Genomic DNA, 12,912 nt, shown 5'->3' on the forward strand with positions numbered 1-12,912 from the left:
ACAGTCAATCAGGTTTTTCTTTTTGGGAGGTTGCCATGTATCAAACCGATATGCTATCCATTAGTGCTTTTTCCAAAATGTCAGATGTTACACGCAAAACACTTATTTACTATGATCGTATTGGGCTGTTCAAGCCGGCATTTGTTGCCGACAACGGATATCGTTATTACCATCGTAGCCAGTTGGATACGATCGGTGTGATTCATATCTTCAAGGAGCTTGGCATGTCTCTTGAGGAAATTCGAGGGCATCTGGGCAAGCGTACTCCTGCTAGCACACTTGAACTTCTGCGAAAACAGGAAGAGATTATCCAATTGCAGATCGCCAAGCTTGAACAAACCCGACAAATGATCATCATGCAAGCTGAGAATATTGAACTTTCGATCAATGTAAACACAAGCCATATCCAGGTGATCTGGCAATCCAGGATTCCTTTGCTGTTGAGTTGCCGCGTTCACGCATCCAAGAAGCAATTTCCCGAATATCTCTGGGATGATTTTCAACTGCGTCTGCAGAGGGAGAATGCGCCAATCGGATATCCGAATGGCATAATTGTTAAAAAGGAGGATTTACTGAAGAGAGACGGAGATATGGTGTCCCATATGTTTAGTCGCATGGCAACTCATTTTCAAGAAAAAGTATATATGCCGGAGGGGTTCTACTTGGTTTCGTACACTAGGGCGGATTATGGAGATACAGATAAAATCTATCCGCAAATTTTTGATTACATTGAGAAGAAACAATATGTTGTGCTTGGTGATGCTTACGAGGAGTACTTGCAGGATGAGGTGTCGCTACAAAATCCGGAGGAGTATCTGGTCAGAATTATGGTGCATATTAAGGAACCGTCGAACGATAAGTGAAAAGGTTCTACTCAGAACGTCTCAAATAAAAAATGCTTACCATTAACGAAGCCTTGTTAAATCAATGTTCTTTGTGTTTGTAGGGATATTCTTAACATTTTTCTTATGAAATGAATATCCCTACAAAGCGTGCCAACGACAAGAAACTCCCTGAAAAGTGTGCAATAAGTGTTGAATTGTAGTTATAAATGGAAAATAACCTTAATTGAAAAAAAAGCACGTCTTCAATATAAAGGGGAAAATTCGAATTATGATGCAGTATTTAATGATATTACTATTACTGAATGTTAATGTCTTCTGGAAGCATATAGACAACTGTAGGGTGAAGTGAGTGATCTTAGAGCCACAGGCGGGTATAGTGTCGATGGAGGGGAGTCGCATTTTAGTGCGGATGAGATTAGATCAAAAATTGACAACGCTTTCTCAAAAATTTTGGCTTACCGGTGAGTACTGCTGGGATGTAATATGGGATTAAGGGAGGAACGAACATGGAATTGGATTCGCAGCTAGCAAGACCCGCAGCCAAAGCCGATCGGAAAGCGTTTTTATGGAAGCGGTTTAAACAGCAAAAGATGCTTCATTTATTCGTTGGCCTAGGGATGATTTTCTTTCTGATTTTTTCCTACACGCCTATGTTCGGCATCATCATGGCGTTTAAGGATTACAGCATTTCATCCGGCATTAAGGGCATTTTCACCAGCGAATGGGTCGGTTTAAAATATTTCGACGAATTCGTAAATGATTATCAATTTGGAACAATTGTTCGTAATACACTCGTGTTAAGCTTGCTGAAGGTAATCTTCACCTTCCCCGCGCCGATCATTTTTGCGATCATGCTTAACGAAGTGAAACACATGGCCTTCAAACGATTAGTGCAAACGGTCAGCTACCTACCTCACTTCATCTCTTGGATTGTCGTCGTCAGCCTCGCCTTTTTCTTTCTATCAGCAGACGTCGGACTTGTGAACAAGGCGCTTTTGGGACTTGGTCTCATCGACAAGCAGCTCGACATTCTGACCAATGCGAACTACTTTTGGGGACTCGCGGTCGGAAGTGCCGTGTGGAAGGAGATGGGCTGGTGGACAATCATCTTTCTGGCGGCCATCACTGGCATCAGTCCGGCTCTTTACGAAGCGGCGCAAATCGACGGTGCCGGAAGGCTGGCACGTATCCGCCACATCACGATTCCAGGCATGAAGGGTACGATCATTGTCGTACTTATTCTCACAATCGGAAGTATTCTCGGCGGTGGTCTGGTCGGCTCGAACTTCGAGCAGGCGTATCTTCTTGGCAACACCATCAACAATCCAACCTCGGAGATTGTTCAGACCTATGCATTTAAAGTCGGCCTGCGGGATGGTCGTTTCTCATACGCAGCAGCCATCGACCTGATCCAATCCGTCATCTCGGTTTTGTTGATCTTCTCCAGCAATTACATCGCCAAGCGAAAGTCGGATTCAAGCCTATTCTAGTGAAAGGAGGAACGTTCGTGCTACATAACCAAAAACAGAAGGACATTCTTCTAGACAGCATGATCTACGTGGTTCTACTCATCATCATGCTCGCCATGTTGTATCCGTTCTACTACGTTCTGATCGTATCGTTCAACAGGGGAGCCGATTCGCTTCTCGGAGGCGTATACTTGTGGCCCCGAAGTGTTACTTTAGAAAATTACAAAACATTCTTGGCAGATCCAAAATGGTTTCGCGCTTTTCTGGTTACGGTTTCCCGAACGGTGCTGGGCACCACGCTGGGTGTTCTATTTACATGTCTGGTTGCTTATGGTCTTTCACATCGCAATCTGTTATTCAGCAAATTTTACTTCACGGTTATTATTTTTGCGATGTATTTCTCCGGCGGCCTCATTCCGTACTACGTAGTGCTACGCTCGATCGGTTTACTGAATACGTTCGGTGTATATATCATCCCGTCCATGCTCAGTACTTTCTTCCTGCTTATTGCTATCTCGTTCTTCCGTGAGATACCCGGCGAACTGAAGGAATCTGCTCACATGGACGGCGCGAGCGAATTTGTCGTTTTTTTCCGGATCGTCCTGCCGGTTTCGATGCCGCTCATCGCGACGATGTCCTTGTTCATGGGCGTAGGTCAATGGAACTCATGGCTGGATTCGGCTTACTTTGTACAATCGGAGAGCCTGCGTACGCTCACATACCGCATGATGGAAATCATCAACAAGTTCAATTCGCCGATGGATGCGCTTGCAGTCGCGAACGGCTCCTCGTCGGGAGTAACGAGCTTCTCGCTTCAGGTGACGGCGATGGTCGTCTCGATAGCGCCTATCGTGTGCATATACCCGTTCCTGCAGAAGTACTTCGTCCAAGGAATCATGCTTGGCTCTGTCAAAGGATGAAAGCTTGCATCGATATTAAAGCATTTGCTTTAAATATACAAATCAACAACATTGGAGGGGTCGTCTTGAAAAAAACAAAAGGTTACAAAGTACTTGTCGCGGCACTGGCATTTGTACTCGTTCTGATGCTGTTGTCCGCCTGCAGTAAGGACAATAACAGTGGCTCGAATACAAACCAGGGAGCCGAAAAGAACAATGCGTCTTCCGTGGGGAGTACGGCGGAGGAGTTAACACTGTTTATCGATGCACCATGGTACCCTGTCAAGGAGTGGAAAGGTCCAATCGCTGAGAAAATTACCGAGAAGACGGGAATTAAGCTGAAGGTGACAGTAGCGACGGACGACAAGCAATTGCCGCTGATGATCGCATCGGGAGATCTACCGGACTTAGTGTTTACGTATGGCAACGTTAGCCGGCTGTCCGACTCGAAACTGTCTTATCCCTGGAATGAGCTGATCGAAAAGTATGCGCCTGACTTTAAGATTGATAAGACGCGGATTGCAATCCATACGATGGATGACGGCAACTTCTATACGATCCGCAATGCTTTCGCGACTCAGGAAGAATGGGCGGCAAATAAATACGCACTTGGCAACAACGGCAATCCGGGCATTGCCGTACGTGAGGATATCTTGAAGCAGCTCGGGAACCCACCGATTAAGACGTTGGACGATTTTGTCAACGTGCTGGGCATGGTTAAGGATAAGTATCCAGACATGGTACCGCTGATTATGGACAAGGAATGGATCGAGCAATACTTTTTGATGCAGTTTGGCGTGGATGCGACCTTTGGCAGCCCCTGGTTCGAACAAGGAGGCAAAGTAGACTTTTTCATTCGCCATCAGAAGATGAAGGATTATTTCAAGTTTATGAACAAGCTATACCGAAGCGGCTACATCATGGCGGAAAACTTCGCACATGCCAACGATAAGATCGACGATCAGTACGCGACAAGCGGTAGAGCGTTTGCCCACATGTATACGGTGAGTGTCGCCGACAGCGATAATGCCGTGGTCAAGCGAGAAGGGGGCGCCTTCACATTCAAGATGCTGCCGACCTCTCTGTCGAGTGATGCGAAAATTATCAGCGGAGGGGTTGGCTTCGCAGGTACGTTCATTACGAAGAAAAATAAAAATCCTGAGAAGTCGATCAAATTGCTGCAGTACTTGGCAACCGACGAAGGTAAGAAGCTCACGATGTTCGGAATAGAGGGAGAGCATTGGACCTGGAACGAAGAAGGTTATCCGAATCTGAAGTATGATCCGAATAACGGACAATTTGTCGAAAGCAACGGGATTAAATGGTGGTATCTGTATAACGATGGCATAACGGAAGGGCTGTGGAGCTACGTACCGGGTACGATGACGACCCAATCGCTCATGGAAATCAAGAAAATTACCAAGTATAAGCCTGAGCTTGGCCTGATTCAGGCAGGGCCGGACTCAAAAGAGAGAACAATGAGGACCAAGATTGATGAAATGATCAAAAACGAGAAGGTCAAGGTATATCTAGCCAAATCCGAGGAGGAAGCGATGGCCAACTACGAGAACATGGTCAAGAATGCAGAGCAGCTCGGACTGCAAAAACTCGTTGAATGGGCTAATGAGACCTACCAGAAAAGGAAAGATTTATTCAAGTAAGCAAACGGTAACCGGTAGAGGAAATTATGCCTCTACCGGATTTTGGTTGCTCATGATATGGTTATAAGGAAATTCCGAAGGCAGAGGTATCTGTGATCATGAGCATAGTCCGTAAAATTATTGTTGGTTACATCGTACTGATTTTTATTCCAGTCATCGTTTTTGGATACTACTACTACAATCAAATCTATGGAAATCTGACAAAGCAATTCGTTGAAAGCCGGCAAAAGATACTGGAACAAGCATACTCAAATATGAAAGCAGATCTAACACGAATACAATCCATCCATCGTCTCCTACAGTACAATCCATATGTGACTGATTATCTGGATGGCCTTTATGAATCGGACGCCGAGAGTATCTTTGCTTATACACGTTATATCAATCCGATATTCACACAATCTTTTTTTTCCAACCCGGAGATAGAATCGCTGAGAATTTATAAGATAAAGCAACAGGTACTCACAATCACCGATCGGTTTATCGACACATCCTTGCAGGGGGGAGAAGCTGATGAGATTTCCCTTTCGTTGAAGCCGGGTTATGGAAAGTGGATACTGCTCGAGCCACAAGCTTCGGAACCACAGCTAATCTATTATCAGAATATTTATAATAACAATATAACCGAGAAACTTGGACTTCTAGAGATACGTATCAACAGCGATTTGATTCATAGGTTCTATAAAGCAGCAGGGGTTGAAGGGAACTGGAAGTCCTCTTTACTGTCTGAGATCGGCAAGCCGTTTTTCAATGGAGAAGCTACTTCGAGACTTGATGATAAAACACTGAAACTGCTAGAAGCGAATGAAAGCAATGCTTACGTTATCACTAGGCAAACGATCGTGAATCAACTGGATATCAAGGAACTTGGGGTTCGAATCGTCATTATGGGGAAGGTAGAAGATGTATTTCGCGCTGTAAAAGAAAAGGAAGCTGTACTGATCTTAACAATATTCGCTTTTCTGGCAGCCTTGTCCTTTGCTTACTATCTGCTTGCATCAACCATCACAAAGCGCATCCTTCGGCTTGCAAGACATATGCGCAATCTTGGTGACGATAATATGAAGTTGATTGTCAACCGCCATGACAATCAAGATGAAATAGGATTTCTCATCAACACATACAATAACATGATCAACCGAATGGATGAGCTTATCAACAACGTCCATCGAGCTGAATTACGAAATAAAGAAGCCGCCTATCAAGTACTTCAGGCGCAGATCAAGCCGCATTTCTTGTATAATACCCTGGAAACGATCCGGATGCTCGCCGAAATCGCCAATAACAAAGAGGTAGCGAACATCTCGTTCTGGTTCGGGAAACTGATGCGCTACAGCTTGTCTTCTCAAAAGGAAGAAACGGCGCTCGCGAGGGAAATTGAGACGGTAACCTTTTATCTCAACATTCATAAAATGCGGCTTCTTGACAGGCTGACCTACGAAATTAATGTTAATGTGAATGCAGATAAAATTGCATGTCCGAGATTCATGCTTCAGCCTCTTATTGAGAATAGTATTGTTCACGGAGCGTCAACTGTGATTCGGCCCGTTCATATTCAGGTTCAAGCAGAAGAAACCGCGGATGAAACTCGTATCTACATTATTGACAACGGGGCAGGCATCCCACAAGAGAGATTGCACACCATTCAGAGTAAATTGTATCGGGACATTGAGATGAAACCAATGAGTGAGGGAGAGGGGGGAGGGCTAGGGCTCTACAATGTTAGCGAGCGTATCAAATCTTTCTATCGCGGCGCGTCGCGGCTGGAACTTACAAGCGAACAGGGAAAGGGCACATGCCTGACCATCATTATTGATAAAAGGGATGGCGAGTAAACGATGAAAATACTGATTGTCGATGACGAGCCACTGATTCTGAAGGGTCTTATGAAGGTTGTTAATGAAGCGGCGCCTCCTGGTACGAAAGTTCGTGTGGCAAATAACGTCTCTGAGGCACTTGTGGTCATGCAGGCATATTTGCCGGATGTCACGGTTACGGATCTCAATATGCCGGAGAGAAACGGATTTGAGTTGATCGAGGAAGCTCGAGAAGGCGGATTGTGTGATCGATTTATTATTTTGACTGGATATGAAGATTTTGATTATGTTCGTAGAGCACTTCGCGTGGGCGTCTTGGACTATTTATTGAAACCGATTGACAAGAATGAAATTGCGAATCTACTGGCGAGAATTGCAGAGGATCTTCCTCCCGATTCGGATTACACAATTCACGCCAAGCGGATCCTTCTTTACATGGAGGGACATTATATGCAGGACCTTTCGTTGGAGCATCTTGCAGATTTAATGAATCTTCATCCGCACTATATCAGCAGATTGTTCAAGAAGGAAACTGGTGATAACTTTGTAAATCATCTAAACACTCTGCGAATCCGTGAAGCGCAGAAATTGCTGAAAGCTCGCTGGCATCTTCCTGTAAACGTGATTGGACAGAGGGTAGGGTTCGAGAACAAGCATTACTTCACGAAGGTTTTCAAAAAATACACGGGCATCACTCCAGGAGCATATCGTGAGGATGGAGTGACTGAATCTACGGATGGAGGGGATAGCTGTTGACAGATCTTAAGCTGTTATTTAAGAGTCCGGCAACGAAATGGGATGAGGCACTGCCGATCGGTAACGGCAGGCTGGGAGCGATGGTGTATGGACAGACTCATCAGGAGCGATTGCAATTAAACGAGGACTCCGTCTGGTACGGCGGATCACGGGACCGTAATAATCCGGATGCAAAGGCAAATCTTCCGGAAATCCGACGTTTGATATTTGAAGGAAAGTTGAAGGAAGCTGAGAGGCTCGCTGTCTTGGCGTTGTCCGGTTTGCCGGAATCACAGCGGCATTATTTGCCTCTTGGTCATCTTTTTCTTGACTTCTCTCTTCCAGATGGCGAACCGGATAATTACGAGCGTACACTAGATATGGAGAAAGGTACCGTTTCGGTTACCTTCAGTCAGGGCGGCGTTTTATTTAGGCGCGAGTTTTTTGCTAGTTACGTTGATCAGGCAATTATCATGAGGCTTACAGCAAATCGATCTGGTGCAATCGGTTTCACCTCACGCCTGGAGCGTGGCCGTTGGCGATACGCTGACCATGCCGGGCGAGAGGGAAACAACGCGATCTGGATGAGCGGTAATTGCGGCGGTGAGGGAGGCAGCCAGTATGGTGTAGTGCTGAGAGCAACAGCTGAAGGTGGCACGGTGAAAGCAGTCGGCGAGCACCTGGTCGTGGAGAACGCAAATAGCGTGACACTTGTTCTGTCCGCAGCAACGACATTCCGTTTCCTTGATCCGTTGGCAGAAGCAAGGGAGAAAGCGGAGAGTGCCGTCCGTCTGGGTTATCAAGCGCTATATCGGCGACACATAGACGACTATTGCGAACTATTCGGACGAGTATCGTTGTCGATGGTTACGGAAGACGTGGAAATCGGACGGGTGAGCCTATCACATCGCATGGACAGGCTCAGCGGTGGAGAGTCCGATCCAGACCTTTTTGCGCTTTATTTTCAGTTCGGCCGTTACTTGCTCATCTCCTCCAGCCGTCCTGGCTCACTGCCCGCCAATTTGCAGGGCATCTGGAACGAGCACTTCCTTCCGCCGTGGGACAGCAAATATACGATCAACATCAACGCGCAGATGAATTACTGGCCGGCGGAATCGTGTGCGCTTTCCGAATGCCACGAGCCTCTCTTTGAGTTGCTGGAACGGATGCGCGAACCTGGCCGGCATACGGCGTCCGTCATGTACGGCTGCAGGGGGTTCACTGCTCACCATAATACCGATATCTGGGCGGATACTGCTCCACAGGATACATGGCTGCCCTCCACGTATTGGCCGATGGGTGCCGCATGGCTCTCGCTGCATCTATGGGAGCATTACCAATTTACAATGGATGTGGAATTTCTCGGCAGAGCGTACCACACCTTGCGGGAAGCTGCGTTGTTCTTGATCGATTACGTCGTGGAAACTCCGGGCGGCGAGCTGGTTACCTGCCCATCTGTATCGCCGGAGAATACATATATCCTTCCAAACGGAGAATCTGGCGTACTATGTGCCGGACCATCGATGGACACGCAGATCATTCGTGAACTGTTCACAGCAGTACAAGAGACCGAACTGACACTCGGCATCCAGAAAAGTGAGGCACTAGGACCGGAATTACAACGAGTACTGATGAAGCTTCCCCAGTCGAAAATTGGACGGTACGGCCAACTTCAGGAGTGGTATGAAGATTATGAAGAGGCGGAGCCGGGTCATCGCCACATCTCCCATTTATTTGCCTTGCATCCCGGGAGCCAGATCACGCCCGACGGTACACCCGAACTGGCGGCAGCGGCACTGCGCACGCTGGAGCTGCGGTTGGTGAATGGCGGAGGCCATACCGGATGGAGTCGAGCGTGGATCATCAATTTCTGGGCTAGGCTTAGGAATGGCGAGGAAGCGATAAACAATCTTATCGCGCTTCTCACGCATTCGACGCTACCAAATTTTTTTGACAATCATCCGCCATTCCAGATCGATGGAAATTTTGGCGGTGCGGCTGCGATCGCTGAAATGCTTCTTCAGAGCCATGCCGGCGAGATTCATCTTTTGCCTGCGCTACCACAGATGTGGCATTCGGGGAAGGTGACAGGTCTTCGCGCCAGAGGCGACTTCTCGGTCGACATTGAGTGGGCGGAAGGAGCGCTGCAAGCCGCTCGAGTTGTTTCTGGTAAAGCCGCTGCCCTATGCAAGGTGCGTAGCAGCATCCAAGTCGCGGTAACGGCTAACGGAGCACCGGTCGATGTCTGGCAGGAGAATGGAGTCGTCATCTTCGAGACCGTTGTTGGAGGAGTTTATAAACTCGAGGCGTCCATACCGAACATTTTTGGGCCATCTGGGCGGTGAAATTTCGGTACAACCTAATTTCCTTTTAAGAATCGGGATGATTTATCGAACGAATATCCGAGTAGCAGTTGATGCTAGAAGAAGTGAAGCAACGCTCCTATATTATGAAAGAGGCGCAGGAGGTGAGGTTTCTTATCCAGATATTACTGATTTTTTCCGCTCTATGATTTCGTACAACCTTTCCATATTTTTTCCCAAGTAACATACGACTCCATTTGACATGAAGAGTTTGGTACTGCCTTGTTATTTGTCCAAAATATATTTAACTACTAAATCATCATGATTTAATTCTTGATTTTTCCCATAGCAAAATCAATGTCGTTATAAATTCCTTAGCCGGTTATTGACTTAAAGGGAAAACGTTAGAACAAGAATTAGGGAGCAGTGGCAGCGGCTACTGCTTTTTTCATTTATTCGAAAAAATAGCTAAGCTACGGTAGCCGCGCTGCGAGCGACACATGGTCATATTACTAGCTGCTTATATTAGGGGTATTTTCATTTCCCATTGTATGTAATAGCGGTATTTTCATGTCCAATATATAAAATGAATGTGCATTGTTAGGATAATCCTGTCGCTAATGGGAATGAAATCATTACTGTTCTTCAATCTGTCTGTGAATGGATTGAAGAGTGAGTTACAGGTGCGATTATTTTCGGTCGCCCTCGATTAGGAAAAACCTATATGATCGAGTATTTGATAGAGAATATCTCAAAAGTAATTGGTGAGGAAATACCAATTTTCCATATAATAAGTCTTCATCCTAAAATCGTAAAGGAAGAAGAATTTATCGAAACAATACTTTATGACATGAAATATAAATTCGCTTTTAATGGAAAATTGGTTCCTAAGCGTGAAAGACTTATGAACTTTATGCTGGAGAGAGGAACATCAAATCGGTATAAAGTAGTCGTGTCCCTAATTGATGAAGCCCAGTGCCTAACGGAACAGCGTTACGAATGGTTGATGGATTACTACAACAAGCTGCAGAAAGAAAAAACTTTATTGCTGACTTATCTTGTAGGACTACAACAATTAAGCGCACAGAAGATTATTTTTAAATCTGCAAATGCTGATCAAATTGTAGAACGTTTTATGACCATGGAACATAAGTTTTTCGGTATAAGATCGGAAGAAGATATTCAAACACTATTAACCTGTTATGATGATCCAGACAAGAGCGAATATCCCGCCGGTAATGGATGGTCGTTTACGAGGTACTATTTTCCAGAAGCATATGCAACCGGCAGCAGGTTAGCCGACTTCTCTTCAACAGTTTATGCATTGCTAAAAAGTGTTCGGCAAAAGGAGAAAATTAAGACTGCTTTTGAAATTCCATGTATAGCGATATTAAAATAGGATCATTGAATTCCTCTATATCAAGGGTTTTGGGCTTTATGCGAGTAGTTTAGTGTCACGTTTTAATGACATTAAGCTTGAGGGGATTTTTTTGTTGTGCACATATGGACAAAATACGCCTTTTGTTAATATATCGTATCGATATTATCAATACGATAATTATGAGGGGGTCAAAACTCACCGAATACGTTTTGCTCTTAGCTCCTTCGGTATAGCATCCCGCATTAAACGGACACCTCGTGCACATCTCTACATCGAAGTAATAAGTATCCTTTTGGTTAGTCTCGCTAACCCGCAAGGATACATACAAATAACCATTCACTCAGCCTGATAGGGGTTGTGTGAATGGTTATAAGAGTTTGGCAAATGTGAGCGACGGTCCTAAATCATAGGGAGCGTCGCTTTTCCTTTTCCTAAGTTGAGGCACATTTGAGCTGCGTATAGTTGTTGTGTTTGGCTTGAAGAAGGTGAGAACAGACAAAAACATCTGAGGATTGTAGATATTCCCCATGTAAGAGTTGCTTTATAATTAAAATCATCTGTCAGCGACTTTACTTAGGAGAGATACGATTCATGTGATGCTCGACTGCACAACTGCAAATTAAAAAGGAGGACTGACATTGAATCATAACTTGATCCAACTTAAGGAGAAATCCTGGTCAGACTGTTGGAGTCGGATTCAAATCAAGGTGGACTGTATGATAAAGCAGCTGGGGGAGCGTAGTCCTCACGTATCTGTTTCAGGCATTTACGACGATGCTGCCTTGGACTGGTGGACCTCCGGTTTTTGGCCGGGTATGCTTTGGATATTGAACGATATGACAGGCAAAGCGATATATCGTGATGCAGCGTGGTCCTGGGATGAACGAATAGAACAATGCTTTATGCGGGACAACCGCTTTCATCATGACGTCGGGTTTCAATTCCTGGCTACGGCTGTAATTAAATACAAGCTGACGGGTGACACGGACGCAAAGCGCAGAGGGTTGCAGGCTGCGAACATATTGGCTGGCAGGTTTAATTTAGCCGGAGGCATTATAAGGGCTCAGAATCAGGCGTCACGTCCGGGAGCTTCAATTATCGATACGATGATGAACCTGTCGATCTTATTTTGGGCTTCAAAGGAGCTCGGTGATCCCCGGTTTGCACAAATTGCACGTGCACATGCGGATACGGTTTTGCAGCATACGATCAGAGAGGATGGATCATCTCATCACATCACCGTATTCGATGCGGATACGGGAAATGTCGAGGAATACGTGGCAGGCCAAGGGTATTCGCCGACATCATCCTGGAGCCGTGGACAGGCCTGGGCGATATATGGAATGGCCAACACTTATAAATATACAGGAGACGTTAAGTATTTGAGCGCCGCCAAACGGACGGCTCACTACTTTATGAGCTGCCTTCCTGATGATTTTGTTGCCTATTGGGATTTTCGGCTTCCTGATTTCACCAATGAGCCGAGAGATACTTCTGCATCAAGCATTGCTGCATCCGGTTTACTCGAAATCGCGGCTCAGGTTCCGGCTGAAGAGAGCTGGATATACCGGACTGCGGCTGAATCCATACTGCTGTCTTTGACGCACAATTATAGCACACTGGACCAACCGGAATACGAAGGTATTCTACTGGAAGCTACTGGACATAAGCCAGCCGGGCGTGATATCCAGGTTTCTTTAATTTACGGGGATTATTATCATGTAGAAGCAATAGCCAAGCTGGTAGGCTGGAACAGTCGAATATTTTAATGCTGTCATTAACTGTTTTCTAAAGAAAATGCC

The 12,912-nt window shown here is 45.6% G+C and carries 9 protein-coding genes; all 9 read left to right on the plus strand.

All coding sequences use genetic code 11. From position 1 onward, the window contains the following. Positions 1-35: 35 nt before the first annotated feature. The 9 genes from OB236_RS25900 to OB236_RS25940 all read left to right on the plus strand — a co-directional run bounded on the left by OB236_RS25900 (position 36) and on the right by OB236_RS25940 (position 12,879). The gene (locus tag OB236_RS25900) at positions 36-863 is read left to right on the plus strand and encodes a MerR family transcriptional regulator (RefSeq protein ID WP_262686540.1); all 828 of its coding nucleotides are present in this window, start codon (positions 36-38) and stop codon (positions 861-863) included. Between the two features lie 488 nt (positions 864-1,351). Continuing rightward, a complete protein-coding gene (locus OB236_RS25905) occupies positions 1,352-2,335 on the plus strand; it encodes an ABC transporter permease (protein WP_076234275.1) in 984 nt (327 codons plus the stop codon). Positions 2,336-2,394: 59 nt separating this feature from the next. Beyond that, complete coding sequence (locus OB236_RS25910) at positions 2,395-3,234, plus strand: carbohydrate ABC transporter permease (RefSeq protein ID WP_408638516.1); 840 nt, start codon at positions 2,395-2,397, stop codon at positions 3,232-3,234. A 65-nt stretch (positions 3,235-3,299) separates the two neighbouring features. Continuing rightward, on the plus strand, positions 3,300-4,874 hold the full coding sequence (locus OB236_RS25915) for an extracellular solute-binding protein (RefSeq protein WP_262686542.1): 1,575 nt from the start codon (positions 3,300-3,302) through the stop codon (positions 4,872-4,874). Positions 4,875-4,972: 98 nt separating this feature from the next. Continuing rightward, positions 4,973-6,709: a sensor histidine kinase gene (locus tag OB236_RS25920; RefSeq protein ID WP_262686543.1), complete on the plus strand. Its 1,737-nt coding sequence runs from the start codon at positions 4,973-4,975 to the stop codon at positions 6,707-6,709. Positions 6,710-6,712: 3 nt separating this feature from the next. Further along, positions 6,713-7,447, plus strand: coding sequence for a response regulator transcription factor (locus OB236_RS25925; protein WP_262686544.1), 735 nt, complete (start codon positions 6,713-6,715; stop codon positions 7,445-7,447). After that, positions 7,441-9,771, plus strand: coding sequence for a glycoside hydrolase family 95 protein (locus OB236_RS25930; protein WP_456299785.1), 2,331 nt, complete (start codon positions 7,441-7,443; stop codon positions 9,769-9,771). The genes OB236_RS25925 and OB236_RS25930 overlap by 7 nt, the downstream gene beginning before the upstream one ends. A 649-nt stretch (positions 9,772-10,420) precedes the next feature. Next, the gene (locus tag OB236_RS25935; RefSeq protein ID WP_332843782.1) at positions 10,421-11,128 is read left to right on the plus strand and encodes an AAA family ATPase; all 708 of its coding nucleotides are present in this window, start codon (positions 10,421-10,423) and stop codon (positions 11,126-11,128) included. Positions 11,129-11,826: 698 nt separating this feature from the next. Continuing rightward, complete coding sequence (locus OB236_RS25940; RefSeq protein ID WP_262686547.1) at positions 11,827-12,879, plus strand: glycoside hydrolase family 88 protein; 1,053 nt, start codon at positions 11,827-11,829, stop codon at positions 12,877-12,879. Positions 12,880-12,912 lie beyond the last annotated feature (33 nt).

Source organism: Paenibacillus baimaensis, from assembly GCF_025567575.1.

Bases quoted from the DNA above. Each gene is read 5' to 3' on its own strand.
- OB236_RS25900 (WP_262686540.1), top strand. From the start codon at position 36: ATGTATCAAACCGATATGCTATCCATTAGTGCTTTTTCCAAAATGTCA.
- OB236_RS25905 (WP_076234275.1), top strand. From the start codon at position 1,352: ATGGAATTGGATTCGCAGCTAGCAAGACCCGCAGCCAAAGCCGATCGG.
- OB236_RS25910 (WP_408638516.1), top strand. From the start codon at position 2,395: ATGATCTACGTGGTTCTACTCATCATCATGCTCGCCATGTTGTATCCG.
- OB236_RS25920 (WP_262686543.1), top strand. From the start codon at position 4,973: ATGAGCATAGTCCGTAAAATTATTGTTGGTTACATCGTACTGATTTTT.
- OB236_RS25925 (WP_262686544.1), top strand. From the start codon at position 6,713: ATGAAAATACTGATTGTCGATGACGAGCCACTGATTCTGAAGGGTCTT.
- OB236_RS25940 (WP_262686547.1), top strand. From the start codon at position 11,827: ATGATAAAGCAGCTGGGGGAGCGTAGTCCTCACGTATCTGTTTCAGGC.